At 71.5% G+C, this 26,219-nt stretch carries 25 protein-coding genes and 1 pseudogene; 18 read left to right on the forward strand and 8 right to left on the reverse strand.

Features of this window, described 5'->3' with window-relative positions; genetic code table 11:
* Positions 1 to 99 precede the first annotated feature (99 nt).
* Both O1G21_RS38225 and O1G21_RS38230 read left to right on the forward strand, forming a co-directional pair.
* A pseudogene (locus O1G21_RS38225) lies at positions 100 to 801 on the forward strand (phytanoyl-CoA dioxygenase family protein).
* 133 nt (positions 802 to 934) lie between these two features.
* Entirely contained in the window at positions 935 to 1,357 is a 423-nt protein-coding gene (locus O1G21_RS38230; RefSeq protein WP_270150335.1) for an SRPBCC family protein, read from the forward strand.
* A gap of 406 nt (positions 1,358 to 1,763) precedes the next feature.
* Here the strand turns inward: O1G21_RS38230 and O1G21_RS38235 are convergent, their stop codons facing one another.
* From O1G21_RS38235 to O1G21_RS41895, 5 genes are all read right to left on the reverse strand, one after another.
* On the reverse strand, positions 1,764 to 3,566 hold the full coding sequence (locus tag O1G21_RS38235) for a hydroxysqualene dehydroxylase (protein ID WP_270150336.1): 1,803 nt from the start codon (positions 3,564 to 3,566) through the stop codon (positions 1,764 to 1,766).
* Between the two features lie 154 nt (positions 3,567 to 3,720).
* Entirely contained in the window at positions 3,721 to 4,470 is a 750-nt protein-coding gene (locus O1G21_RS38240; protein ID WP_270150337.1) for a ribonuclease BN, read from the reverse strand.
* A gap of 138 nt (positions 4,471 to 4,608) precedes the next feature.
* Positions 4,609 to 4,755 (reverse strand): hypothetical protein, encoded by a 147-nt coding sequence (locus O1G21_RS38245; RefSeq protein WP_333493539.1) that lies wholly within the window; start codon positions 4,753 to 4,755, stop codon positions 4,609 to 4,611.
* Positions 4,756 to 4,911: 156 nt separating this feature from the next.
* Positions 4,912 to 5,964 carry a glycine-rich protein gene (locus O1G21_RS38250; protein WP_270150339.1) on the reverse strand — a complete coding sequence of 351 codons (1,053 nt, stop codon included), beginning with the start codon at positions 5,962 to 5,964 and terminating at the stop codon, positions 4,912 to 4,914.
* A gap of 8 nt (positions 5,965 to 5,972) precedes the next feature.
* Positions 5,973 to 6,548, reverse strand: a complete 576-nt coding sequence (locus O1G21_RS41895) for an EamA family transporter (RefSeq protein WP_405000855.1) — start codon at positions 6,546 to 6,548, stop codon at positions 5,973 to 5,975.
* Between the two features lie 187 nt (positions 6,549 to 6,735).
* Between O1G21_RS41895 and O1G21_RS38255 the strand changes: the two genes are divergently transcribed.
* From O1G21_RS38255 to O1G21_RS38265, 3 genes are all read left to right on the forward strand, one after another.
* Positions 6,736 to 7,929, forward strand: coding sequence for an NAD(P)/FAD-dependent oxidoreductase (locus tag O1G21_RS38255; protein ID WP_270150340.1), 1,194 nt, complete (start codon positions 6,736 to 6,738; stop codon positions 7,927 to 7,929).
* Positions 7,930 to 7,939: 10 nt separating this feature from the next.
* On the forward strand, positions 7,940 to 8,878 hold the full coding sequence (locus O1G21_RS38260) for a sigma-70 family RNA polymerase sigma factor (RefSeq protein WP_270150341.1): 939 nt from the start codon (positions 7,940 to 7,942) through the stop codon (positions 8,876 to 8,878).
* Positions 8,879 to 9,482: 604 nt separating this feature from the next.
* On the forward strand, positions 9,483 to 10,832 hold the full coding sequence (locus tag O1G21_RS38265) for an alkaline phosphatase family protein (RefSeq protein ID WP_270150342.1): 1,350 nt from the start codon (positions 9,483 to 9,485) through the stop codon (positions 10,830 to 10,832).
* A 137-nt stretch (positions 10,833 to 10,969) separates the two neighbouring features.
* On the opposite strand, the gene O1G21_RS38270 is transcribed toward O1G21_RS38265, so the two are convergent.
* Positions 10,970 to 11,482: an RICIN domain-containing protein gene (locus tag O1G21_RS38270; protein ID WP_270150344.1), complete on the reverse strand. Its 513-nt coding sequence runs from the start codon at positions 11,480 to 11,482 to the stop codon at positions 10,970 to 10,972.
* Positions 11,483 to 12,335: 853 nt separating this feature from the next.
* On the opposite strand from O1G21_RS38270, the gene O1G21_RS38275 reads away from it, so the two are divergent.
* The 13 genes from O1G21_RS38275 to O1G21_RS38335 all read left to right on the forward strand — a co-directional run bounded on the left by O1G21_RS38275 (position 12,336) and on the right by O1G21_RS38335 (position 24,571).
* A complete protein-coding gene (locus O1G21_RS38275) occupies positions 12,336 to 12,557 on the forward strand; it encodes a hypothetical protein (protein ID WP_270150346.1) in 222 nt (73 codons plus the stop codon).
* The gene (locus tag O1G21_RS38280; RefSeq protein ID WP_270150347.1) at positions 12,554 to 13,228 is read left to right on the forward strand and encodes a DUF402 domain-containing protein; all 675 of its coding nucleotides are present in this window, start codon (positions 12,554 to 12,556) and stop codon (positions 13,226 to 13,228) included. The genes O1G21_RS38275 and O1G21_RS38280 overlap by 4 nt, the downstream gene beginning before the upstream one ends.
* Before the next feature lie 290 nt (positions 13,229 to 13,518).
* Positions 13,519 to 13,713, forward strand: a complete 195-nt coding sequence (locus O1G21_RS38285) for a hypothetical protein (protein WP_270150348.1) — start codon at positions 13,519 to 13,521, stop codon at positions 13,711 to 13,713.
* 128 nt (positions 13,714 to 13,841) lie between these two features.
* Entirely contained in the window at positions 13,842 to 15,119 is a 1,278-nt protein-coding gene (locus O1G21_RS38290; RefSeq protein ID WP_270150350.1) for an ABC transporter substrate-binding protein, read from the forward strand.
* Entirely contained in the window at positions 15,116 to 16,048 is a 933-nt protein-coding gene (locus O1G21_RS38295; RefSeq protein ID WP_270150352.1) for a carbohydrate ABC transporter permease, read from the forward strand. Before O1G21_RS38290 ends, O1G21_RS38295 begins: the two co-directional genes overlap by 4 nt.
* Entirely contained in the window at positions 16,045 to 16,878 is an 834-nt protein-coding gene (locus O1G21_RS38300; protein WP_270150353.1) for a carbohydrate ABC transporter permease, read from the forward strand. Before O1G21_RS38295 ends, O1G21_RS38300 begins: the two co-directional genes overlap by 4 nt.
* 34 nt (positions 16,879 to 16,912) lie before the next feature.
* Positions 16,913 to 18,124, forward strand: coding sequence for an ABC transporter ATP-binding protein (locus tag O1G21_RS38305; protein ID WP_270150356.1), 1,212 nt, complete (start codon positions 16,913 to 16,915; stop codon positions 18,122 to 18,124).
* A gap of 494 nt (positions 18,125 to 18,618) precedes the next feature.
* A complete protein-coding gene (locus O1G21_RS38310; RefSeq protein WP_270149431.1) occupies positions 18,619 to 18,993 on the forward strand; it encodes an aggregation-promoting factor C-terminal-like domain-containing protein in 375 nt (124 codons plus the stop codon).
* A gap of 946 nt (positions 18,994 to 19,939) precedes the next feature.
* Positions 19,940 to 21,034 (forward strand): sugar ABC transporter substrate-binding protein, encoded by a 1,095-nt coding sequence (locus O1G21_RS38315; protein ID WP_270150357.1) that lies wholly within the window; start codon positions 19,940 to 19,942, stop codon positions 21,032 to 21,034.
* Positions 21,035 to 21,201: 167 nt separating this feature from the next.
* Positions 21,202 to 21,990 carry an ATP-binding cassette domain-containing protein gene (locus O1G21_RS38320; RefSeq protein ID WP_270150358.1) on the forward strand — a complete coding sequence of 263 codons (789 nt, stop codon included), beginning with the start codon at positions 21,202 to 21,204 and terminating at the stop codon, positions 21,988 to 21,990.
* Positions 21,987 to 23,267, forward strand: a complete 1,281-nt coding sequence (locus tag O1G21_RS38325) for a sugar ABC transporter permease (protein ID WP_405000772.1) — start codon at positions 21,987 to 21,989, stop codon at positions 23,265 to 23,267. The genes O1G21_RS38320 and O1G21_RS38325 overlap by 4 nt, the downstream gene beginning before the upstream one ends.
* Before the next feature lie 518 nt (positions 23,268 to 23,785).
* Positions 23,786 to 24,154 carry a hypothetical protein gene (locus O1G21_RS38330; protein ID WP_270150360.1) on the forward strand — a complete coding sequence of 123 codons (369 nt, stop codon included), beginning with the start codon at positions 23,786 to 23,788 and terminating at the stop codon, positions 24,152 to 24,154.
* A 75-nt stretch (positions 24,155 to 24,229) separates the two neighbouring features.
* Complete coding sequence (locus tag O1G21_RS38335) at positions 24,230 to 24,571, forward strand: hypothetical protein (RefSeq protein WP_270150362.1); 342 nt, start codon at positions 24,230 to 24,232, stop codon at positions 24,569 to 24,571.
* Here the strand turns inward: O1G21_RS38335 and O1G21_RS38340 are convergent.
* Together O1G21_RS38340 and O1G21_RS38345 are read right to left on the reverse strand one after the other, a co-directional pair.
* The gene (locus O1G21_RS38340) at positions 24,564 to 25,376 is read right to left on the reverse strand and encodes a C1 family peptidase (protein WP_270150363.1); all 813 of its coding nucleotides are present in this window, start codon (positions 25,374 to 25,376) and stop codon (positions 24,564 to 24,566) included. The genes O1G21_RS38335 and O1G21_RS38340 overlap by 8 nt on opposite strands.
* A gap of 319 nt (positions 25,377 to 25,695) precedes the next feature.
* Complete coding sequence (locus tag O1G21_RS38345; RefSeq protein WP_270150364.1) at positions 25,696 to 26,205, reverse strand: hypothetical protein; 510 nt, start codon at positions 26,203 to 26,205, stop codon at positions 25,696 to 25,698.
* Positions 26,206 to 26,219 lie beyond the last annotated feature (14 nt).

A 26,219-nucleotide genomic window follows, 5' to 3' on the forward strand; every position in this document is an offset into this window, starting at 1 on the left:
CGCGTCCAGGCGGCGGCGGGAACGGTCCGGCGATCACCCGACAGAAGCGGTGCGGAGAACGTAGGGTGACCGGGACCGGCGCCGCCGCACGATGGCGGCATGGACGACACGACCCTGGTATCCCGGTTCCTCCGCGACGGCTTCGTGAAGCTGGAAGGCGCCGTCGCGCCGCGCGTGGCCGCGGACTGCGCCCGGCTGCTGTGGCGGGAGACGGGCTGCGATCCGCACGACCCGTCGACGTGGACGCAGCCCGTGCACCGGGTCGCCGGCATGGCGCAGGGACCGTTCGCCGCCGCACCCAACTCCCCGTCCCTGCACCGCGCGTACGACCTGCTCGTCGGTGCCGGACGCTGGGAGCCGCGCTACCGGGTCTGATCGCAGTGCACCGGGCTTCTGATGCTGTTCCTGTTCAGCGAGGTCGGCGAGGAGGACGCCCCGACCCGGATCCGGGTCGGTTCACACCTCGACGTGCCGAAGGTGCTGGAGAAGCACGGGGAGGACGGCGCGAGCGGGCTGACGCTCGCACCCGACCTGGTGGTGGCCTCCGACCACCGGCCCATCGCCCTCGCCACCGGATCCCCGGGCGACGTCTTCCTGTGCCACCCGTTCCTGGTGCACGCGGCGCAACCGCACCACGGGACCCGGCCGCGCTTCATGGCCCAGCCGCCGCTGATGCCCGCCACGCCGTACGAACTGGAACGGCCCGACGGCGCCTATTCACCCGTGGAGATCGCGATCCGCCGGGGCCTGGGACAGCACACCCCCGGCCCGGACACGGCCACCTCCCACAGCGCCGGGTAGCCGCTCGGCTCGTCCGCCCGAGGGTGCGCCGGTTGCCGCTGCTCGCCACAGGGACCAGATTGAAAGCGGTGCCGCCCGTGGACCCTCCGCCCGGCGGCCGTGGACGGGACGGCGTGGAGAGGTGGGTGCGGCGATGAGCACGGTGGAGGAGTCGATCGACGTGGACGCGCCGGTCCGCGTCGTCTACGACCAGTGGGCGACCTTCGAGGACTTCCCGCAGTTCATGGAGGGCGTACAGGAGGTCAGACAGCTGGACGACCGCCACGCCCACTGGCGGACGAAGATCGCCGGACTGTCCCGGGAGTTCGAGACCGAGATCATCGAGCGGGTGCCCGAGGAACGGGTCGCCTGGCGCACCACCGGCGAGAGCGTGAAGCACGCCGGCACGGTCGACTTCGAACCCCTCGGCGCGGCCCGGACCCGGGTACGGATGACCATGGCCTTCCAACCCACCGGCCTGGCCGAGAAGGCCGCCGACAAGCTCGGCGTGCTCGACCTCCAAGTACGGGGCGACCTGCGCCGCTTCAAACGGTTCATCGAGGACCGCTACGCCTGAACCGGGCCCCGATCGGCGCCCGAGGGCAGCTGACGACGGCGAAACGTCCCCCCACGCCCCCCGAGCACAGAACCCGCCCCGGGAGGCCGACTCCACCGGCCTCCCGGGGCCCCGGCAGCCGCGAGTTCGAATCCGCCCTCGCCCACCGACCGCTGCGCACCGCCGACACCTCGCCCACGGCCCCGGGCTGCACCGCTCCCACGAGGACGCCGACGGCGCGCTCCAGGTGCTGCTGGACGCTCTCGGACCCGGGCAGGACGCGGTGGTGTTCACCGGCGGCCCGGACACCGGCTTCCACTACCGCGACGACAGTCGGCCCGCCTGAAGCAGGCCCGCCGCCCAACGACCGCCCCGGGCGGCCACAACCCCTTCGCCTTCCAGCGGCGTTCGATGCGTCGCCGCGCCGTCAGCCCAGGTCGAGGGCGTTCGGCAGGCCCCGGCGGTAGCGGGCCTCGTCCTGCTGTTGGAGGGCGGCCAGTTCCGGCGGCTGGTACAGCGGCCACACCGTGCAGCGCGGGGCCGGCGAACCGTCGGCGTCGAGCAGGGCGTTGACCGCTCGGCGGGCGGATTCGTTGGCGCCCTCCATGGTGGCCAGGTCGATGTCGGTGGCGACGTAGTCACCGGCCAGGAAGAGGTTGGGCACGGCCGTCGCGGCGGACGGACGGTCGTACAAGGTGCCCGCCGGGTGGATGAGCAGCTGCTCGCGGTTGGCCGGGTCCGGGCCGCCGAGGCCGGTGACGGCCGGGTCGATGAACCAGGTGTGCAGGTCCGCGTCGTCCAGGACGCGCCGGCCGCCGCCGTTGAGGGAGTCCTTGAGCTGGGCCCAGGTCTCGCGCACCACCTCCTCGCGGGTGCACTTGAGCGCGGGCTTGCCGTAGACGATCCCCGGGGCGTCCCACTGCGAGACGATCGCCGAGAGGCAGTCGGCCACCTGCCCGTCGCCGTAGTCCCGGCGGAAGTCCCGGTCGGGCCAGAACTGGGCCTGGCCGACGCAGGTGACGGCCCAGGGCGAGTCGACCAGGTCGACGTGGCCGTGCACGATCGGGGTGCGACCGCGCAGGTAGAACTGCACGCCGACCATCCAGTCGGTCCGCAGCCGGTCGCAGCGCGCGAGTTGCGGGTCGGCGGCGCGCAGTCCGGGGCCCCAGGTGGCGCGGGCGTGTTCGACCGGCATCGCGCTGACGTAGTGGTCGGCGAGAACGGGGCTGTCCACGTCCCGCAGCCGCACGCCGGTGATCCGGCCGTCCCGGTACAGCAGCTCCTGGACCTCGGCGCCGAGTTCGAACCGGACGCCGAGGGAGCGCAGTCGGGCCTCCCAGGGGCCGATCCAGGCCTCGCTGGTCGGGGCGTTGAGGACGCGGTCCGGCTCGCCGTCGTTGCCCCGGCCCAGGACGTTGTAGACGAACGCCTGGAGGATCCGGGCGACGGTGCGGGTGCTGGCCTCCTCGGCCTTGGTGGCGACGATGTTGCGGGTGATGCCGATGCCGAGCAGCCGCTGGTAGTCGTACGACATCTCGCCGGCCCGGATGAACCGCCACCACGGGACGCGCTCCCACTGCTCGTGGCGGCGTGGTTCGCAGCTGGTGAAGTGGACCAGCAGCCGGTTGGCGAAGTACGCCACCTCGGTGGCCGGCAGGTGCAGGGCGGTGTCCAGCAGACCCGTCAGCGTCTGGAGCAGGGCGTCGGGCAGCAGCTCGCCGAGCAGCGGGGGAGCGGTCACGGTACGGAACGGCAGCCGCAGGGCCGGTCGTCCGCCGACGCGGGGGAACAGCTCCTCGGTGGCGTTCACCAGGTTGTCGTGGACGGTGCGGCCGACCGGCCCGGTGGGCAGCGGGATCCGGCGCAGGGTGTCGGGCAGGTTCCGGTAGAAGCCGGGGAAGAAGCGGAAGCCGTGTTCGCCGGGCAGCGGTCGCCGCCCGCCCCGGGCGGTGCCGGGCACGTCCGTGCTGCGGGCCTTGCCGCCCAGCACCTCGTTGCGCTCGTAGACCGTCACCAGGTAGCCGCGCTCGGCCAGTTCCTGCGCCGCGCTCAGACCGGCGACCCCGCCGCCGAGCACGGCGACCCGCCGTCCCGCTCGCCCGTCCTGTCGGTGGGGCCGCTGCGCCGCCCGCGCCGGCCCGGTGTCGGCCAGGCCGAGACCGGCGGCCGCCCCGGCCGCCGTGGTGAGCAGGGCGCGCCGGGTGTGTGCGGCTGTTGTGATCGTTCGCATGCCCCGTCAACGAGCCTGCGCGAGCGGCAGGCACGGTCAGGGCCGCTGCGAGGGGCCGAGCAGGATCCCCATCCCTTCAGGAGGGGGAGGATGTCAAGCCCTCCAGCACACCTCGGCCCACCGCATGACGCCGGCAGCGCCGAGCGGGCCGCCGCTACTCACTGTCTCCGTCACCGCGCAGCGCCCATCCGGCGACCGCGCCGCCGTACACCGTGAAGCCGACGCCGGTCAGCCAGGACTGGACCACCAGGACAGTCCCGACCGTCCCGTACGAGACGGCGTTGGAGATCAGCAGCGGCGCGAAGACCAGGCGGGAGAAGAACCGCAAACCGACCAGTGCGGCCATGGTGAAGACCGCGCCCGGAAGCAGGTCCCGCCACGGGACCCGGCCGCCGAGCAGGAGATGCGGGAGCCACCAGAACAGCAGCAGGCCGCCGATCAGCGTCGCGAGGATCCGCAGGACGGGCTGGGCGGCCGTGTGATGCCATGGCACGCCGCTCCAGGCGGCGATGACGAGGTACGCGGTCACTCCGCCCAGTGCCACCGCCTGTCGCCACACCTGGTGCCACCCACCGGCGCGAAGCCGCCAGATCCGCTCATAGACGGCCTGGAGCGCACTGGTGAGGGAGATCCCGAACGCGGCGGCGGCGGCGAGGCCGAAGGCGGTGGCGGTGCTGAGGATCCGCCCGCGAGAGCTGAACAGCATGCCGGCCGCCTGGCTGCCGCGCGGCGACAGTCCGAGGCCGTCGGTGATCCAGTCCGCGATGCCGTTGCCGCGGGCCGGGGAAGCCGCGGCGATCACCATGAGCAGCGGCACCAGGGTCAGGAAGAACAGCGCGGCGAACGCCAGTGACCGGTGCAGCAACTCGATCTCCCGGCCGCGCCGCCAGGCCCTCCCGGACACCTCTCTCAGCTCTCTCAGCCGACGCCCGCTCAGCGGAGCACCCGATCCACGCCGGCCACGCCGCCTTCGCCCGCGCGGTGCGCGGCCGCCATCGTCCCCAGTGGACGGATTCTCGGCCGACTGCCCGTGATCCATCGCTCATCCCGGAAAGTTCCGGCCGCGCCGTCGGCCACTCTCGACGCCGCGTTCCTCGATGACCCCCTTGAAGCCCTTCAGGCCGCCCTTCACCCGCCGATCGGGCACGCCCAGCACATCGACGTCGAACGACTCGGTCATCATGCCCATCGGGACACCTCCATCATCGGAACCGCGCTCCGCCCCGAACCGGCGCCGGAAGCACGACCACGACCAAAACCGCCATGACGATGTCCCTTCCCGCCGGTGGCGTCTGCCCTGTTCCGGGAGAGCGACACACCCGCCCGTCAGACCGCCCGATTTTCGTCAATCTGTCGGAACCAGGAACCGGCCGTCACGCCCCGCGCAGCGTTGCCGCGCAAAGCGTGGCGGGGAATCTCCCCCGTCGGTGGTCGGCCTTCCGAGCGGGATGGAGGTCTGCGAGGGGGTCGTGGTGACGCTCGGGGAGAAGGTGAAGCTGATGGTGACCGCGGGCGTGCCGGTCGGATTGGCCACGGTGGAGAAGTTGGCGGCGTTGGCGGTGATGAAGCTCGATCCGCCGCCACCGCCGGAGCCGGTGTTGTTGCCGGTGCCGCCACCGCCGCCGCCCCAGAATCCGGCGCCGCCACCGCCGCCGCCGGACGGGAAGCCGAAGTTGCCCCCGTCGCCGCCGACGCCCGGTGTTCCGTTGCCTCCGGGGGTCCCACCGCCGCTGCTGCCGCCGCCGATTCCGCCGCTGGGGCACGTCCCCCCGGTGCCGCCACCGGCACCGCCGACGCCCATGGCGTCGCCGCCGGGGTTGCAGAGGTTGGGGCCGGTGCCGCCATCGGCTCCCGGCCGCAGCGGCAGGTTGGTGCCACCGCCACCGCCGCCACCGCCGTCGGCCACCAGCAGCCGCGGGTCCGTCAGAGGATCACCGGTCGGCACACAACTGGCGGAGGGCGCCGAGCAGGTGCGGATGTCCGACGCCCCGCCGCCCGCGCCACCGCGGGCGCTGCCGCCGAGGCCGCCGCCCGTTCCGACCTCGACGAACAGGGTGCTGCCGGGCGTGACCGGCAAGTCCGCGGTGACTCTCGCCCCGGCGCCGACGCTGTCCGTGTCGGCGCCCTTGGCGCCGTCGACGACCACGTGGATGCTGGTCACTCCGGTGGGAACGGTGAAACTGTCCTCGCCCACCGCCGTGGGTAGGTGCAGGTGGGGGGGCGAGGTGGTGAAGGCGCCGCCGTTGCACGGCGGACCGGCCGCGTACGCGGTCTGGGTGGAGAACCCCACCGTGGCGAGCGCCAGGCTCGCGGTCAGCGCGAAGACACGTGACCACCGGTGGTGTCGCTCGAACAGTGCCAGGCCGCTCCGACCCGCTTCCGGCTCGGCATCCACCACGTGACGCATCAATCCTCTTGAGGAGTGCAGCTCTTCGCAGAGCCGGGAGACCCGATCCGGTCACGCGTGCCGCGGTCACTCACGGCGGTTGAAGGCGACGCCCTCCGATCCGCTGTGATCGAACTGCGGGAGAAACAACCCCGACCGGACGCATTCGGGACTGCCCACTCCGGGGACACCACGCCACCGGGGCCGGACGGGTCGACGACGGGCGACCACTCCGAAGACCTGCGAGGGCGCGCCCGGCATTCGGTTCGGCCCCCGGTGGTCCGGCCGCCCCTGCCGGTGTACTGTCGCATCGACATGAACCGGGGACTATTCCCCGTTTCTTGCGCGTCCGAGAGGACGAACGCCGCGATGGAGCACATGAGCGCCAGGAAGGCGAGCATGCCGATGTCGGCGGCGCCGGGCATGCGCCAGTCGCGGACCTCGAACGGGCTGGGCAGGACGAAGCCGAGTGCGCCGGCCACGGTCTGGTAGTAGGTGCTGGTCAGCGGGGAGTGCCCCAAACTCGTGCGGCGGGCGACGACGTTGCAGGCGGCCCAGGCGACCCCGGCGGCCAGCAGGATGACGTCCCCCAGCAGCCGCTGACCGCCGCCGGTGCTCGCGCTGTGCCGTACCCGCCATGAGGTCCCGTCAGGCCATCGGCGGCACCGGCGGGTTCGCGCCGCGGCGGCCCGTGTTCGGTCAGGTGACCCGCGTCACGCTCGGCTCCTGTCAGCAATCGGGGCGCCGTCTCGTCCAAGGGGCAAACGAGACGGGAGCAACGCCATGAAGCACCACATCGTCGTACTCGGCGCCGGATACGCCGGGGCCTTCGCCGCCGGAAACCTCGCCCGCCGGCTCTCACCCGCCGACACCGAGATCACCGTCGTCGACGCCGAGCCCGACTTCGTCGAGCGGATGCGACTCCACCAACTCGCGATCGGCCAGGACCTCGCGTTCCGCAGGCTCGCCGACGTCTTCGCGGGCACCGGGGTGCGGCTGCGCCTGGCGCGCGTCACCGGCGTCGATCCCGAGCGCAGGACCGTCGCCGTGACCGGCGAGGACGGCGGCGGCGAACTCGCCTACGACACGCTCCTCTACGCGCTCGGCAGCTCGGTCGCCCACCACGGCGTCCCCGGCGTGGCCGAGTACGCCTTCGACGTGACGGGCCGGTCCTCGGCGCTGCGGTTGCGCGAGCGCCTGGCCGACCTGGGCGAGGGCGGCACCGTGCTGGTCGTCGGTGAGGGGCTGACCGGCATCGAGACCGCCACCGAGTTCGCCGAGTCCCGGCCGGACCTGTCGATCGCGCTCGCCGCCCGCGGCGAGCCGGGCGCCTGGCTCTCCCCGAAGGCCCGCCGCCACCTGTGCCGGGCCTTCGCCCGACTCGGCATCACCGTCCACGAGCACACCGGCATCGAAGCCGTCGAGCCGACACGGGCGATCGCCGTCGACGGCACGTCCATCCCGGCCGACGTGACCGTGTGGGCGGCCGGGTTCGCCGTGCACCCCATCGCGGCCGCCAGTGGCCTCGAGGTCGCCGCGACCGGCCAGATCGTCGTCGACCGCACCATGCGCTCGGTCTCCCACCCCGACGTCTACGCCGCCGGTGACTGCGCCTACGCGATCGGCGAGAACGGCCGGCCGCTGCCGATGTCCTGTGCCTCGGCCGGGTACACCAACATGCAGGCGACCGCCGCGATCATCGCGCGTCTGACGGACAGCAGGATCCCGACCATCGGGCTGAAGTACCACGGCAACCACATCAGTCTCGGGCGGCGGGACGCGATCTTCCAGATGGTGGACGGCGACGCACGGTCGAAGTCCTGGTACCTGGGCGGCCGGAGCGCCGCGTGGCTCAAGTCGGGTGTGCTCAAGGGCGCCGGATGGAGCATCGCCCACCCCACCTTCGGCCTGCCCAAGCGCAAGCGCCGCCTGGTCACCACGCCCGACCGAGCCGGCGCGCAGGTCGCCGCCGCCTAGGCTGCTGCGCATGGACAGCGCAGCCATCGACCGGTTCGAGGCCAGCCGAGGCCGGCTGGCCTCGCTCGCGTACCGTCTGCTCGGCTCGGCCGCCGACGCCGAGGACGCCGTCCAGGACACCTTCCTGCGCTGGCAGGCCGCCGACCGGGAACGCATCGAAGTGCCGCAGGCATGGCTGACCAAGGTCGTCACCAACCTCTGCCTCGACCGGCTCCGCTCGGCCCAGGCACGCCATGAACGCGCCGCCGGAGACTGGCTGCCCGAGCCGCTCCTCGAGGGCGACCCGATGCTCGGCCCCGCCGAGACCTTCGAGCAGCGCGAATCGGTGTCCCTGGCCGTCCTGACCCTCATGGAGCGCCTCTCGCCCATCGAGCGGGCCGCCTACGTCCTGCGCGAGGCCTTCTCGTACCCGCACGCCGAGATCGCCGGGATCCTCGGCATCACCGAGTCCGCGAGCCAACAGCACGTCCACCGGGCCCGACGCCGGATCGCCGCAGAGCGCCGCGGCGGCGACGAGGCGGACCCCGCGTCCGCACGCCGGATCGTCGAGGAGTTCCTCGCCGCCGCCGCGTCCGGGCGCACCGAACGGCTGGTGGCGCTGCTCACCGATGACGTGACGGCGATCTCGGACGGCTACGGACTGGCCAGGCGGCTGCTGCGGTTCACGACGCGCGAGCGCATCGCCTCCTACGTGCGGGGCGGCTTCACGCCCACAGCGGCCAAGCGGCGGATGGCCGGCGGTTCCCCCGCGTTCCACGTCGCGCTGGTCAACGGCTCCCCGGCCGTCCTCGCCGTGGTCAACGACCGAATCGTGGGCATCGTGGCATTCGAGGTCAGCGACGACAGGATCGCGTCCCTGCGCGGCATCGCCACCACGGATCGGCTCGCGCGACTCAACGAGGCCTGGCAGCAGCAGGGAACCGACGCGCCGGTCCTCCACGCATGGTGACCAGAACCACCCGCCCCCCACCCGGCACAGCACCAGGGGCGAAACACGCCCCCTGCCAGCGCTCTCGGGGGAGGGCCTCAGTAGTACGTGCGTTCCCAGACAGGGGGTTCATACGGCTCGCCGCATCCGCACTCCCCGCACACCCGGTCCAGATGGAGATGCCGCGCGTGCTCGCACAGCAGGCACGGCTCCGGCCCCGGCTTCACCGGCTCCTCCTCCGGCCGGAACCCCTCGCACGGACACCCCACCGCGCAGCGTCCCCGGTAGAACTCATGCCCCTGCCGGGAATGCCCGCATCCCTCGCAAGCAGTCCTTCCCCAGCTGTACACCGCCATGTCGCCCTCCCACGGTGTCGGTTCCCCAGTCCTGCGGGGGCACTCCCAGCCTGCGGCGGGAACCGCGGAGGGTCAACGCCGCGTGGGCAAACCGGGGCGTCGTGGTGAGCGGGCACGGCGCCCCTCCCACCGGGGATGCACAGGCGGGTTGGTCGCGGTCGGCCACCGCGCCGGTACTGAGGGCCTGGTCCTACGGTGGTAGTAGGGGCCGTCACCGTGAGCGGCGGGGCCTCGATCCTCCAGTCCGCGCGATTTGCGGGAGGTGCCAGATGTCATCGGACACCGCACTTCTGAGCCGGATAGACCACCTCGTGGTCCTCATGTTGGAAAACCGCTCCTTCGACAACATGCTCGGATTCCTCTACACCGACCAGGGCAACCATCCGTCCGGCCGGCCCTTCGAAGGCCTGACCGGCGCGGAGTCCAACCCGGACGGGAACGGCGGCAAAGTCACCGTCTTCCCGATCGACCACACCAAATCAGGCGCGTACTTCATGCCCGGCTCCGTCCCCGGGGAGGAGTACCACAGAGTCAACAACCAGCTGTTCGGTTCGCAACAGGTGCCCACCCCTGCCCCCGAAGCGACCAACGAGGGCTTCGTCACCGACTTCGCGCAGATCTTCCCGACCAGGCAAGGCAACTCCCCGGACGTCACCGCGAGCGACATCATGGGCTGCTTCCCCCCGGAAGCGCTGCCCGTGCTGTCCGGACTGGCCCGGGGCTACGCGGTGTGCGACCACTGGTACTGCTCGGTGCCGACCCAGACCCTGCCCAACCGGGGCTTCGCCCTCGCCGGGACCAGCCTGGGCCTGGTGAGCGACAGGGCATGCCAGAACCAGGCGAAGACCGACAAGGTCATGTTCAACACGGACAGCATCTTCGGCCGACTCACCCACCAGGGCATCGGCTGGGTCATCTACGGCTACAACCTTCCACCGTTGACCAAGGCCAACTTCCCCGACACCCGAGGGGCCGGTGACCAGCACTTCGGCCAGTTCATCGACTTCAAACACGCCGCCGCCACCGAAGGCTCCCTGCCCGCGTTCACCTTCCTGGAACCCGCCTGGAAACACGACGGGAACAGCCAACACCCCAACGATGACGTCGCATCGGGCGAACAGTTGATCCTCGACGTGTACAACGCGCTGCGCACCGGGCCGGATTGGGCCAAGACCTTGCTGGTGATCACCTATGACGAGCACGGCGGCTGCTACGACCACGTGCCGCCGCCCGCCGGCGCGGCACCGCCCGATCAAAAGGCCGGAGAGGCCGGCTTCGACTTCACCAGATTCGGGGTGCGGGTACCCACGGTGCTGGTTTCCCCGCTCATCGCTCGCGGCACCGTCTTCAACGTGCCCGGTGACAGCGTGCCACTGGACCACACCTCAGTGCTCAAAACGATCCAGCAGCGGTGGGGCGTGCTTCCGCTCACCGCCCGGGACGAAGCGGCCCCCGGCATCGGAGGGGTCCTGACCCTGGACGAGCCCCGCGATGACAATCCGCTGGACGGTGTCATCGTCCCCGTCGCCAAGGGCGAAAACCCCGCCCGGGCCGTGACCTCCCACCTCGAAACCGTCTACAACGACCTTGTCGCCGAGCACGTCCTCCCGAGCGCCTGAGACGCGCTCGACTGCTGACAGCGGTTGCATCAATGTGCTTCTGAACGGCGTGCTTCTGAACGGCCAACAGGGCCTACTGGTAGCTCCAGGTCCCGACGAAGACCCGAGGTCCACCAGAGGCCCTGTCCTACGGCCTCTTACCCCATCTGCCAGCGACGCGAAAGGTCGTTGTCGCAGCTGTACTGAACGAGGGTGACGTTGTTGTCGGCGGAGACCCCTCCGGCGACGGTCGCGCACTTGCCCGTCTTCGCGTTGACGAACTGGTAGGAGCTGCCGTTCCAGTTGCTGAGGCGCCAGCGGCGCGAAAGGTCGTTGTCGCAGTTGTACTGAACGAGGGTGACGTTGTTGTCCGTGGAGACCCCTCCGGCGACGGTCGCGCACTTGCCCGTCTTCGCGTTGACGAGCTGGAAGGTGTTGTTGCTCCAGTTGCTCAGATACCAGTGCCGCGAGGAGTCGCTGTCGCAGTTGTACTGAACGAGGGTGACGTTGTTGTCGGCGGAGACCCCTCCGGCGACGGTCGCGCACTTGCCCGTCGCCATGTTGACGACGTGGAAGCCGGTCTGTGCAACCGCGGGGCCGGGGAACAGCATCACGCTCCCGGCCACAAGAGCCGACGCCGTCAGGAGACGTGCCAGAGTGTTCTTGATCATCTGGTACCTCCGAGGAGATCCCCGGCTTCAGCCGGGGGTGGGGGTCCCCCCGCTTGCGGGGGAGAATCGGGTTTCCTACGGAGCAGGTCAGGAACCGGCGTTTCGCCGTCAAGGCGGACCGCCGCCATCGCCGACCGCGAGGCATCCGTAGCGTGATGGATTGATGACGCCTGGTCAGCGATAACCAAGCTGGCCGGGTCTACCGCCGGGCTGGCGGGAAGTCAGGTCTGTGGAGCTGATGTAAGACCGATGGGCGGTACACCGTCCCTTCGCTGGTAACCCCAGGTCGGCAACCGGCTGTGAAGCAGAAAGCCCGACCCGCGAGGATTGGAATCCTCCGGCTTCAGCCGGAGGAGGAGGTCAAGAGAGTGCTCCTCTCGCGATTCCGGGAGGGGTGGAGACGGTCCCACGTGCAGCCCGCACTGCCGGTGTCGACCACGAAGGGTTGCCGGTGCAGGGGAGGGGCGGACACTGCCGCGATCGGAGCGGATCCGCCAGCCGTGTTCGCCGCCTCGGTGGCGGTGCGAAGTGGCTCCTTACCAGGGGCCCTGCCATTGTCGCCAGACCAGGAAAACCAACGGCACAAGGCCGGCTGGTGGCTCGGCCCACACCCCGGCGCGCGCCATACGGCCACCGTGTCCACTATCGAGTGCCGCAACCGGCCCCGCAACCGGGGAGTTTCGCCTCGGCGCGGTGGGCTCGGGGCCGCCGGTCAGTCCGCCCGCCCGGGACATGGGCCGCCCCGGCCGCAAACTCCCCGCCGCAGATCAGGGACGGTGAGTCCCCGCCCGGTGTGGTCCGTTCGGGTGGCGGCCGGGTTCGGCGCCGTGGTTGGCCGGGCAGAGCCTTCGGCATGACGACTCCTCCCACCCACTCCCGCCGCCGTCGCCGACGTGCGTCCGCACCGACCGCCCCCACTCCTGCCGCCGCCGCCCGTGCCGCGCGGCCGCCGGCTCCCGCACAGCCGGGCGGCGGCTGCTGCCAGACCTGGTCCAGCGAGCACATCACCCCGGGCGGCATGGTCGTGCGCACCACCTGGCACGAGCCCGCCTGCACCACCTGGGGCCGACCATGACCCCCGTCGCGCCGGGAACCGGCGCCCCGTTCGCCCCCGGCGCCACGGTCGTGCGCCGCGACATCCACCTCGACAAGGTGTGGTCCGCCCAGCCCCACCGGGCGATCTCCGACACCGGCACCCTGCTCGAGCTCGGCTACTGGCCGGGGATCAGCGCCCTCGCCCCGACCACCTGGACGACGGCGCTGCGCACCGGCGACGACACCTCCCGCAAGAACGGCCTGGCCAACCTCGCCGCCGGTACCTGGGAGCTGGAGCCGTGGGCCTGGCGGCACACCGTCCTGCGCTCCCGCTTCGAGACGGGCGAGTGGTTCTCCCTACACCACTTCCAGACCACGGCGGGCGAGCCGCTGCGCCTGTACGTCAACTTCGAGCGCCCGGCCGTGCGGACGCGGACCGGGATCGACACCCTGGACCTGCTCGTCGACCTGGTGGTCGAGCCCGACCTGTCCTCGGCGAAGTGGAAGGACGAGGACGAGTACGCGCACGGCCGCCGCCTCGGCTTCATCACCGACGACGACCACCGCCTGGTCGAGCAGGCCCGCGAGCGCGCCCTCGGCCTCCTCCAGGACCGCGCCGGCCCGTTCGCCGCCCCATGGCCCACCTGGACACCGGACCCGGCCTGGCCACTGCCCGTCCTGCCAGACGATGCCGGCCGGCTTCGCCGGTAGACCGGCACCAGCCGCCGGCCCTGGGGCTTCGACCACGAACACCTCATGAGTCCGTGGGCCAGGAGGGACAGCCCGTCAGTGTGGCCCGGTGCCGCCGCGCGGAGAAGGATCGGATTTGACGATCGATCACGCCGCGAGTGACCGTTGCGACAACCCGTTCACCAGCTCCTGGACGCCGGGGCCCCGCTGCCGGAGCAGCTGCGGGACCGGTTCCGCCGGGTGTGCGGCCGCGAGCCGCACCACGGCTACGGCAGCACGGAGGCCTGCGGGGGGTCGCCGTCGACGGCGTCGTGCTGCCCGGGATCGAAACCCGGTTCGTCGACGGCGAGATCCAGCTGCGGATGCCCGGCGCCGTCGGCTGGCAGGCCACCGGCGACCTCGGCCGGGAGGAGAACGGCCGACTGGTGGTCACCGGGCGGGCGAGCGAGATCATCATCCGGGGAGGGGAGAACATGGGATCGTCCCCGACGTCGCGCGGCTCCTGAACGCCCCCGACTGCGCCGATCTCCGGAGGCTGGGCCGTCCGGCTGGTCGACGGCGCGGCACGCGGCGATGCGGCCGGAGCAGCGGGCTAGGGTCGGCGGGGGCCGGTCCGCCGCACCACGGGAGAACGATGCCGAGGGTCCACAGCCTCCGAACACGGTGGGCGAGCGCCGCCGCCGGGCTGGCCGTGGTCGCGTCCACCCTGGCCGGATGCGGGAACAGCGGGCAGAACGGCCTGGTGACGCTGAACTGGTACAACTTCCCGGACGATTCGGGCGCACTCCAGCAAGCCGCCGACCACTGCGGGCAGCAGTCCGGCGGGCGCTACACCATCCGCTACAACAAGCTGCCCCGCGGCGCGGACGGCCAACGCCAGCAACTGGTGCGCCGGATGGCCGCCCACGACGCCGACGTGGACATCCTCGGCCTGGACGTCACCTGGCCCGCCGAGTTCGCCGAGGCCGGATGGATCCGGGAGTGGACCGGACAGCTGCACGACCGGGGCACCGCCGACACGCTCGACGCGGCGGTGCGCACCGCGACCTGGCAGGGCCGGCTGTACGCGACGCCGTACAACTCGAACACCCAACTGCTCTGGTACCGCGACGACCTGGTCCGAACCCCGCCCAGGACCTGGGCCGAGATGCTGGCCACGGCGCAGGACCTGGCCCGTGCGGGCAAACCGCACTACGTGGAGGTCCAAGGCGCCCAGTACGAGGGACTGACGGTCTGGTTCAACACCCTGGTCACCAGCGCCGGAGGTGCCATCCTCACCCCCGACGCCCAGGCCCCCTCGCTCGGGCCGCCCGCCGTCGCGGCCGCCAAGGTCATGCACGACCTGGCGACCTCCGCGGCCGCCGACCCCTCGCTGCCGAACCAGATGGAGGACCAGAACCGGCTCGCCATGGAGTCCGGCACGGCCGCCTTCGAACTCAACTACCCCTTCGTCTACCCCTCGATGAAAGCCAACCAGCCCGAACTGTTCCCGCACTTCCACTGGGCGCCCTACCCCGCCGTGACGCCCGACCGCCCCGCCGGCGTGACCATCGGCGGGATCGACCTCGCGGTGGGCGCCTACAGCCGGCACGCCGACCTCGCCTTCGCGGCCACCCTGTGCCTGCGCAGCCGGGACAACCAGCTCACCAACGCGCTGAAGGGCGGCCTCCCGCCGTCGCTGCGCAGCCTGTACCAGGACGCGGAACTCACCCGGAGCTACCCCTTCGCCGCCGACGTGCTCGCCGCCCTCGACACCGCGAGCGTCCGGCCGCAGACCCCCGCCTACCAGAACGTGTCCATCGCCGTCTCCCACACCCTCTCCCCGCCCGCCGGCATCCGCCCGGAGAACGACGTGGCCGACCTCCACCGGCAGATCCAGGACGCCCTCGGCTCGAAGGGGCTGATCCCGTGACACCACCCACCCGAACCCGCGACGACGCCGTCCGGAAACCGGCCGGGCCCTCCCGGGGCGCCCGCGAGGAACGCAGGCTCGGCCTGCTGCTCTGCGCGCCCGCGGTCGTCGTCATACTGGCGGTCACCGCCTACCCGATCGGCTACGCCGGCTACCTCTCGCTGCAGCGCTACGACCTGAGATTCCCCGACCAGGCGCACTGGGTCGGGCTCGCCAACTACGGCGCGGTGCTGACCTCCCCCATCTGGTGGCAGGCGCTCGGCATCACCGTACTGATCACCGTCGTGTCGGTGGCCGTCGAGCTGGCCCTCGGACTCGCCCTCGCCCTGGTGATGCAGCGCGCCCTCCTCGGCCGCGGCACCGTCCGCACCGCGGTCCTGGTCCCGTACGGGATCGTGACCGTGGTCGCGGCCTACTCCTGGCAGTACGCCTGGACACCAGGCACCGGCTACCTGGCCGCGCTGCTGCCCGCGGGCAGCGCCCCGCTGACCGAACAGTGGCCCGCCATCGGTCTGATCATCCTCGCCGAGGTGTGGAAGACCACCCCGTTCATGGCCCTGCTCCTGCTCGCGGGCCTCGCCCTGGTGCCCGACGAGACCGTCCGGGCGGCGATGGTGGACGGCGCGACCTTCGGACAGCGACTGCGCCTGGTGATCCTGCCGCTGATGAAACCGGCGATCCTGGTCGCCCTGCTCTTCCGCACCCTGGACGCCTTCCGGATCTTCGACGACATCTACGTGCTGACCGGCGGCTCCCACGGCACCGGCTCGGTCTCGATCCTCGGCTACGACAACCTCTTCACCGCGCTCAACCTCGGCATCGGCTCGGCGATCTCCGTGCTGATCTTCGTCTGCGTGGCGCTCATCGCCCTGGTCTTCGTCAAGCTGTTCGGCACGGCGGCGCCCGGCACCGAACCGGAGCACCGATGAGCACCCGCCGCACCCGGACCCTGGCGGGCTGGACGATCGCCGACCTGGCCGTCGTCCTCTACGCGCTCTTCCCGGTGTGGTGGATCGTGGCGCTCTCCTTCAAGGACCCCGCCACCCTCACCGACGGCGACTTCGTGCCGCGCAGGTGGACCTGGGCCAACTACCGCGGCATCTTCGAGACCTCGGAGTTCACCCGGGCCCTGGTGAACTCGATCGGGATCGCGGTGATCTCCACCACCATCGCCGTCGTGCTGGGCACCATGGCGGCCTACGCGGTCGCCCGGCTGCGCTTCCCCGGCAAACGGCTGCTGATCGGGATCTCCCTGCTGATCGCGATGTTCCCACCGATCTCGCTGGTCTCACCGCTGTTCGACATCGAGAGGGCGCTCGGCCTCTTCGACACCTGGGCCGGACTGGTCATCCCGTACATGACCTTCTCGCTCCCGCTGGCGATCTACACGCTCTCGGCGTTCTTCCGCGAGATCCCCTGGGACCTGGAGAAGGCGGCCAAGGTCGACGGCGCCACGCCGTGGCAGGCGTTCCGGCTGGTCATCGCCCCACTGGCGGCACCAGGCGTGCTCACCACCGCCATCCTGGTCTTCATCTTCTGCTGGAACGACTTCCTGTTCGCCATCTCGCTGACCTCCACCACCGCCGCCCGGACGGTACCGGCCGCCATCGCCTTCTTCACCGGCAGCTCCCAGTTCGAGCAGCCGACCGGCTCGATCGCGGCCGCCGCCGTGATCATCACGATCCCGATCGTGATCTTCGTACTGCTGTTCCAGCGCCGCATCGTCGCCGGCCTCACCGCCGGCGCAGTCAAAGGTTGAGACCGCCCCACCCGGCGGACCAGGAAGGCGGACCGTGGCCGAGATCGTCCTCGACGGCATCACCAAGCGCTACCCCGACGGCGCCCTCGCCGTCCACGACGTCAACCTCACCATCGCCGACGGCGAGTTCGTGATCCTGGTGGGTCCGTCCGGCTGCGGCAAGTCCACCACGCTCAACATGATCGCCGGCCTGGAGGACATCACTGACGGCACCCTGCGCATCGCCGGGCAGGTCGTCAACGACCGCGCGCCCAAGGACCGCGACATCGCGATGGTCTTCCAGAGCTACGCCCTCTACCCGCACATGAGCGTGCGCGACAACATGGGCTTCGCGCTGCGCCTGGCCAGGACGGACAAGGCGACCATCGCCGCCAAGGTCGAGGAGGCCGCCCGCATCCTGGACCTGACCCAGCACCTCGACCGCAAACCCGCCAACCTCTCCGGCGGGCAGCGCCAGCGGGTCGCGATGGGGCGCGCGATCGTCCGCGAGCCCAAGGCGTTCCTGATGGACGAGCCGCTCTCCAACCTCGACGCCAAGCTCAGGGTCCAGATGCGCACCCAGATCGCCGCACTCCAGCGCCGCCTGGGCACCACCACCGTCTACGTCACCCACGACCAGGTCGAGGCGATGACGCTCGGCGACCGGGTGGTCGTCATGCGGGCGGGCGTCGTCCAGCAGGTCGGCTCGCCGCAGCACCTGTACGACGAGCCGGTGAACCTCTTCGTCGCCGGGTTCATCGGCTCTCCCGGCATGAACTTCCTCGGGGCCGCACTGGAGCAGGACACCCTGCGCACCTCGCTGGGCGCGCTGCCGCTGGACGACCGCACCCGGCGCGCCCTGGAACGCGCGGACGCTCCGCGCGAGCTGATCGTCGGCATCCGCCCCGAGGACTTCGAGGACGCCTCCCTGGTCGAGCACGGCGGCGGGGTCACCTGCACCGTCACCGTCGACGTCAGGGAATCCGTGGGCTCGGACGTCTACGTCCACTTCACGCCGCAGGGCGCACCGGCGCCGACGGCGGGTCCCGCCGAACTCGCCGAACTCGCCGAACTCGCCGAACTCGCCGCTGACTCGGGCCGGGCCGACACGGGCATGCGGGAGCAGCGCGTTGTGGCGCGGCTCGACACCGCCACCCGCGCCACCGAGGGCGGCCCGTTGGAGCTCCGGGTCGACACGGCCCGGATCCACGTCTTCGACCCCCGGAACGGGGCCAACCTGACTCACCCGCAACGCTCGGCGGGGTAGGGCGCCCATGCCCCGGCGGTCTCGACGGCAGCCGCCTCGTGGTGACTCAGCGTGCTGGCCTCCCGGCCGGTCGGTGATGTCGCCGGGGGCCGTGGGGTGAGTGCGCTCACATGGGAATCGGGTGCACGACGACGGATAGTAGTGTCCGTTTTGCGCCCTTTTGCGACTATTTGTCTAGCGCTTGGAAGGTGTCTGCGCAGGCCGGAAGGGGTGGGCGGAGATGAACACGCTCCGGCGGCCCGCCTTTCGAGGCGGCGCCGGCCCCTTCGGCTACGACCGCGGATCGTAACGAGGGGTCTTGGCCGCCGCCGATCCGGTCTGGCACCTTGGCATTCGTCGTCGGCCGCACCGGCTCCTGTCCCGCCGGATGCGGCTTACCGCCGAGTCACTCCCCGCGACCAGTTCGGCCCCTGTCCGGCCACGGTCGAAGCGGGGGGTGACGTCGGCCCAACCCGATTGAGGTCTTGTTCTACATGCCCGCTTTCAAGCTCCGTATGCGTACCTCTGCCGCGATTCTCGCCGGCACCGCCGGTCTGACCGCGCTGGGTGCCGCCGTGGTGCCCGCCGTCGCCTCGGCCGCGGACGCCTCCCCGCAGGCGATCGCCGCGCAGATGGTGCCGGCGGACCAGCTGGCCTCGTTCAGCCAGGTCGTCTCGCACGAGTCGGGCTGGAACGTGTCGGCGACCAACCCGAGCTCGGGCTCCTACGGTCTGGGCCAGGCGCTGCCGGCCTCCAAGATGGCCTCGGCCGGCGCGGACTGGAAGACCAACCCGGCCACCCAGATCAAGTGGACGCTGGACTACATGAACACCCGCTACGGCAGCCCGAACGCCGCCTGGGCGTTCTGGCAGACCCACCACTGGTACTGAGCCGACCGATCGGCTTCCCCCCGTGCCCCGGAGGCCGGACAGGGACCACCAGGGCGACCCACGAGGGCCCGTGCCCGCGCATCCGCGCCGGCGCGGGCCCTCGTGCCGTTCCCGGCCGCCCGGCGCGGGAGGACGCGGCGGCGCAGCAGGACCTCCCGCGGCGCGCCTTCGCCCTCGACGACGCGGAGTGGCTCACGGGGTCGCGCGTCCGCCCCGCACGTCCCCCCGGGGTGCCGTCGCCGCCCCCTGCGACCCCGCGGCCGCGGCGTGATCCACCGGACGGTCGGCGCTCCCGTCCGACCGTCGCCCGGGCACCCTGGGAACGGGCCGGGTCCCGGCGCGACGATCGTCGTCCTCGTCGGTGCCGAGGGGGAGCCGTCACGGCCCCTGCCCGGCAACCCATCGGCTCGTAAAGACGGCGGCAGGCGGCCCGGCCCCGCGCGGCCGCCGCTGACTGTGCGTCAGGATCCTCCGGAGGCAGGGCGGGTCGGGTCCGGGGTGCCGGCCAGGCCGGGTGCTTCCGCAGGCGGGAGCACCGCCGTGGGGTTCGCGGCCGACCCGCGAGAAAGATCCAATCGACACGTATTGAACGCATAACTCCCACAGGTCGCCCGAGCGGAACATGCGGCGCCCGACCCGCGGCCCGACCTCTCGCTAGCCCTGGCCGCGGGCCGGCCGCCCCCGCCGCCGTTACGGGCGGTCTACCCTGTGTCTCTGTGTGTTCATGACGCCCGCCTCTGGGGCAGGCGCGGCCGGCCGGGTCGGGTGGTCCCCGGCCGCCGGTCCGGAGGTGCCCGTTTTCGGCCTCGTTATCTTCAAGAAGATAACGAATAGGTCTGACTAGGTCTCGTCTTGCATTTACTTCTTGACTCAATCTGGCGGGTGAGGGTTGACTCCAGCCAACTCCGCCGCACCGTCGCGGCGACGTCAGGGAGGCACCCCCACCATGAACGCAACGATGCGTCGAGCCGTCATCGCCACCGCCGCCGTCTCGATGGCCCTGTCCTTGGCCGCGTGCGGCAAGGCCGGCGGCGACAAGAAGGACTCCGCCGCCTCCGGCGACACCAAGTCCATCGGCCTGCTGCTGCCCGAGAACGCGTCCTCGACCCGCTACGAGTCCTTCGACCGGCCCTTCATCGAGGCCAAGGTCAAGGCCCTGTGCGCGGACTGCAAGGTGCTCTACAACAACGCCGAGGGCAGCGCCGCCAAGCAGAAGCAGCAGTTCGACACCCTGATCGCCCAGGGCGTCAAGGTGATCGTGCTGGACGCCTTCGACGCCACCTCCACCCAGGGCTGGGTGCAGGAGGCCGCCGCCAAGGGCGTCAAGGTCGTCGCCTACGACCGCCTGGCCACCGGCCCGGTCGCCGCCTACGCCTCCTTCGACAACGAGAAGGTCGGCGAACTCCAGGGCCAGGCCCTGCTGGACGCGCTCGGCCCGCAGGCCGCCGACGACAACATCGTCATGATCAACGGCGATGACGCGGACCCGAACGCCGGCCAGTTCAAGGCCGGCGCCCACAAGGTCCTCGACGGCAAGGTCAAGAAGGTCGTCTACGAGCAGTCGGGCGAGTGGAAGCCCACCGTCGCCGGGCAGAAGATCGGCGCCGCGATCACCCAGCTCGGCAAGGACGGCTTCCAGGGCGTCTACTCCGCCAACGACGGCATGGCCGGCGCCATCATCACCCAGCTCCAGGGCGCGGGCATCAAGGTCCCCGTCGGCGGCCAGGACGCCGGTCTGGACGCCGTCCAGCGCATCGTCAACGGCGACCAGGCCTACACCATCTACAAGGCCTACAAGCCGCTCGCCGACAGCGCCGCCGAGCTGGCCGTCGACCTGCTGCAGGGCAAGGACGTCAAGACCGTGGCCACCGCCAGCGTCGACAGCGCCACCGACAAGGGCATCCCGGCCAAGCTGCTCGACCCCAAGGTCGTCACCAAGGCCAACATCCAGGACACCGTGATCGCCGACGGCCTCTACAAGGTCTCCGACATCTGCACCGCGGACTACGCCGCCGCCTGCGCCGCGGCCGGCCTGAAGTAGTTCCGCCCGGGCGGAGCTCCCCACCTCCCCGGGGGAGCACCGCCCGCGCCGCGCGGCGGGCCCGCCCCGCTCCGGCACCCCTTTCACACGCTCACCCGCCCGCGCCGCACGGTGCGCGGGCCAGCCCGGCCGCCGACCACCATCACGGCGCGCGCGGGAAGAAGGAGATGGTTCACGTGACAGGCGCACCCGTACTGGCGTTGCGCGGGGTCTCCAAGCGCTTCGGCGCCGTCCAGGCACTGACCGACGTGCACCTGGAGGTGCACGCCGGCGAGGTGGTGGCCCTGGTGGGCGACAACGGCGCCGGAAAGTCCACGCTGGTGAAGACCATCGCCGGCGTGCACCCCATCGACGAGGGAACGATCGAGTGGGAGGGCGAGGCGGTCTCCATCGCCCGCCCGCACGACGCCCAGGCCCTCGGCGTCGCCACCGTCTACCAGGACCTCGCGCTCTGCGACAACCTCGACGTGGTCGGCAACCTCTTCCTCGGCCGCGAACTGAAGAGCTACGGCACGCTCGACGAAGTCGCCATGGAGAAGCGGGCACGCGAACTGCTCGACACCCTGTCCATCCGCATCCCGAGCGTGCGCATCCCCATCGCCGCCCTCTCCGGCGGCCAGCGCCAGGTGGTCGCCATCGCCCGTGCCCTCGTCGGCGACCCCAAGATCGTCATTCTGGACGAGCCCACCGCCGCCCTCGGCGTCGAGCAGACCGCCCAGGTCCTCGACCTCGTCGAGCGCCTGCGCGACCGGGGCCTCGGCGTCATCCTGATCAGCCACAACATGGCCGACGTCAAGGCCGTCGCCGACACCGTCGCCGTCCTGCGCCTGGGCCGCAACAACGGCGTCTTCGAGGTGGCCGGCACCTCGCACGAGGAGATCATCTCCGCCATCACCGGCGCCACCGAGAACGCCGTCACCCGGCGCCAGGCCCGACTCGCGGAGGAAGCGAAGTGACCACCGAACAGCCCACCCCGACCAAGTCCGCCCCGGCCGAGCCCGCCCCGGCCACCCCCGCGGTCGACCCCCGCCTGCTCGTCCGCGAGGCCGGCATCGCCGGCTACCTCGCCGAGTTCAAGCAGAAGATGAAGAACGGCGACCTCGGCTCCGTACCCGTCGTCCTCGGCCTGATCCTCATCGCCGCCATCTTCCAGGGCGTCACCGGCGACTTCCTCAACGCCGACAACATCACCCACATCACCCAGTGGATCGCCGGCCCCGGACTGATCGCCGTCGGCATCGTCTTCGTGCTCCTGCTCGGCGAGATCGACCTCTCCCTCGGCTCCGTCGCCGGTGCCTCCGCCGCCATCGCCGCCGTCCTGTCCGCACGCTCCGGCTACAACGAGTGGCTCGCCTGCCTCATCGCCGTCGCCGTCGCCGTCGCCATCGGCGCCCTGCACGGCTTCTTCTTCGCCAAGATCGGCGTCCCGGCCTTCGTCGTCACCCTCGCCGGCCTGCTCGCCTGGAGCGGCCTGCAGGAGTACGTCCTCGGCGACAAGGGCACCGTCAACGTCGTCCACGACGGCGTCCTGGCCAACCTGGACAACTACTTCCTCGGCGACGGCGACATCGTCTACGCCTGGGGCCTCGCCGTCCTCGCCGTCGCGCTCTTCGCCGCCGGACAGATCCTCGACGCCCGCCGCCGCAGCGCCGCCGGCCTCACCGCCCGACCCGTCAGCGAGATCGCGCTGCGCACCGGCGTCCTCGCCGTCGTCGCGCTGAGCGCCGCCTACATGCTCAACCAGGACCGCGGTCTGCCGCTGCCCGTGCTGGTCTTCCTGACCATCGTGGTCGTCACCGACTTCGTCCTGCGCCGCACGAGCTACGGCCGGCAGATCTTCGCCGTCGGCGGTGGCGTGGAGGCGGCCCGGCGCGCGGGCATCAACGTCGCCTGGGTCCGGATCTCGGTCTTCATGATCTCCGCCGGCATGGCCGCCCTCGGCGGCCTCTTCTACGCCTCCCAGCAGGGCTCCGCCGACAAGATCCTCGGCGGCGGCAACGTCCTGATGAACTCCATCGCGGCGGCCGTCATCGGCGGCACCAGCCTGTTCGGCGGACGCGGCAAGACCTGGTCGGCCCTGCTGGGCATCCTGGTCATCCAGAGCATCACCACCGGCCTCGACATGGTCCACGTCGACCAGGCCATCCAGTACATGATCACCGGCGCCGTCCTGCTCGCCGCCGTCGTCCTGGACTCCGTCTCCCGCCGCACCCGCAAGACCGCGTCGCGCTGACCCCCCGTCACACCCGGCCCGGCATCCACCCCCTCGGATGCCGGGCCGGCCGCTTTTCTGCCCCCCTCTCCCGCCGAAGAGGCGCCACCGGGCCCCGGGCGGCGGCCGCGCAGGGTGCCCGCGGCGGCCGCGATGATCCACACCATGAGCGGGACGACCCCCACCGTGATGTGGACGCACGACCCGGCCACCACCGTCGAGCTGGTGCTACGCACTCTGCCCTCGGGGTTCGCACCGGCTGGGTCCTGTTCGTCCCGGCGGCTCTCACGGGGTGCCGGTCCGCCGCGAGATCCGGCGCGCGCCTCCGGTGGCGGATGGGGGCGATGGACCGGTGGTCGCCCGGACGCCTGTGACGACCTGCCGCTGCTGGACGGCCGCGTGGCCCGTCCCGCCGGCGGCGGGCCCCGCGGGTCCCGGGGGAGGACGCGTGAGCCGGCGACGGAGACACGGCACACTCCCGGGCGATCACCTTCCGCGAGAACGTCAACACCGTCGGACCGCAGGACCGCCGCGCCGCCGTGCCGGACGCGCTGGTCGCGCTGGTCGGACCCGCGGTGCGGGACGCCTCCGACAGCCGGTTCGTGGGCTGCGGGGCTGAACTCGTGGACGCCCTGCTGACCTACCGCCGGCGCCCGGTGGCCGGGCCCGGACCCATCGAGGTCGGTCTCCTCCCGGGCGGCTGCCTGGCGGTCGTCCGCGACCGCTTCCTCGCGGAGGGGGGCTTCGCGGCCTTCAGCGGATTCGGGCGGGAGGACGCCTTCCCCGGCGCGATCACCACCGTCCTCGCCGAGCCGTGGGCGGCGGCGCGGCAACGGCTCCTCGCCTCTGGGCTGCGGCCGACCGCCGACTACCTCGACCAGTGGGCACCCCGGGCCTTCGGCCCCTGAGGCCGGATCCACCTCGTTGCGTCCGTGTCGGTCGTGCAACCGTCGTCCCACCGGAGGACCTGCTGGACGCCTTCGGTGACCGGGAGTTGCGCTGCGACGACCGCGACGACCTCCGAGCACGCCCTGGACGCCGTCGCCACCGCCGGCCTCCTCGGCCGCGCCGGTTCGGCCGCGTACGGCGGCGACGCCGTCCACGCGGCGGGCAGCCCGCAGATCACCGTCCACGGCTCACGGACGCCCGGCATGTTCCGCCTCCTGCTGGAGGCCTCCGAGCCGCTGCCCGCCGCGGAAAGGCCGGAACGGTTGACGGCGCTCGCCGTGGCCGGCAGCGACCGCCTCAAGGACCGCCGCGCTGCCTTCGCCACGTTCAAGGCCTCCACCGATGAGCGGCCCGGAGAAGAAGGCGGGTTCAGGTGACGATGCGGATCGTCCAGAAGTCCGAGGCGAGTCCCTGCTCGGTGAGGTAGGCGTACGGCATGGTGAAGTAGCCGTCCATGCCCCAGCCGGGCCCCCAGGAGTTGCGGACGATGAAGCGCTCGGTCTGGTCGTCGTAACCCACGGCCATCACGGCGTGTCCGCCGATCACCTCCTCGTCCGTCGTCGGCAGCTGTGCGACGCCGGTCTTCTGGACCTCAGCGCTCTCGAAGTCGGCGTAGACAGTGAATCCGAAGACGAACGGGAAGCCAGCCGCGAGACAGGCCTTGAACTGGTTGAGGTCCCGGCTAACGCGTTGGTAGGCGGTCACCGTGGACTTGAGGGCCTCCGTGTAGCAGCTCGCCGGAGGCTTCTGGCCGGCCCGCGCGTTCTGCGGGAAGGGGCCTCCGTCGGAGAGTGCGGGTGTGCCGTCGTAAGGCCACTCGTCCTCCGGACACACACCCAAGTTCGCCACGGACTTGATCCCGTCACGCAGCTGTGCGCCCGAGTCCGTACTGGCATGACCCTCGATCACCCGTTCGTTGTAGTAGATGAACAGCCGCGACGGAACGAAGGCCTGCAGGTTCTGCCTCATGAGCTCGAACTCGAACGCCGCGGCGATGGCGTTCGCGGTACAGCTGCCGATCTCGCCCTGGTCGTAGACCGGCGGGCACTGGCCGCGCAGATCCGCTGAGGGCGGCAGGCTGATGAGCGAGAGACGCGGCGCGGAGTAGAGGAAGTCGCGGGCGTCGGGCAGGTCCGGTGCCCAGCCGTAGCGGGCTGTGCGACGCGTGGTCGGATGTGGCATGGCACTCCTGTCAGGTCGGTCCGTCAGCGCGCGATTGGTGACCGGGCGCGGGTGTACCGTCTGTATCCAGACCATGCCGAGGTCAACCGCTCTCGGACGCGCGTCCCTCGGGCAGGTCATTACCGACCGCCTGATGGTGCTCTCTCAGGCCCGGGTCCCTCCAGGTCGGAAAACGGGGGGCCTCCGGCACGGCGGGCAGACGGTCGGCCGTATCGACCCTGGGCGTGGGCGAAGACGTCCGCCGAGGTCCGCAGCCGGATTCCCGGGCGGTCGGGCACCTGAGTGTCAGGTCGTGGGCCACGCGCGGGGGCCGAGGCGTCTATCCGTGGTCCGGGTCGGTGATCTGGGTGCGGGCACGGGCGAGCATCTCGTTGGCCTCGGTGAGGGCGCTTGCTGCCGTCGCTGGCTGGTAGTCCTGGTCGAGGTCGGCCTGGAGAATCAGCATGAGGGCGCGGGCCGTGTCGCTGGCGGCGTTGATCAGCTGGTTTCGGCCCTCGGTGGCATCGCGGAGGTAGCGCAGCTGTCCGGCGAGTTGGGAGACCTGCCAGTACCAGATGGTGGGCAGGTTGGCGGTCATCGCGGGCAGTATGGTCGCGCGGCTGGCGGTGATTTCGTCCAGGCCCGCGCCGCTGTTCAGCAGTTGGATCTCCGCCAGTGTGGCCTCGCTGGCCAGGGCGCCGTAGGCGGCGGCCGCGAGGCTGGCCGTGCGCAGGGCGTGCTGGTCGGTCGCGGCTTCGTAGGTGTGGGCCGGGATGACGGGGTCGGTGACGTGAAGGAGCCGCAGGATCTGGGCGAAGATCTGTGCGTCGGGTGCGCTGTGGTCGGTCACGGGCGGTATTCCAT

This window comes from Kitasatospora cathayae, from assembly GCF_027627435.1.
Classification (GTDB): domain Bacteria; phylum Actinomycetota; class Actinomycetes; order Streptomycetales; family Streptomycetaceae; genus Kitasatospora; species Kitasatospora cathayae.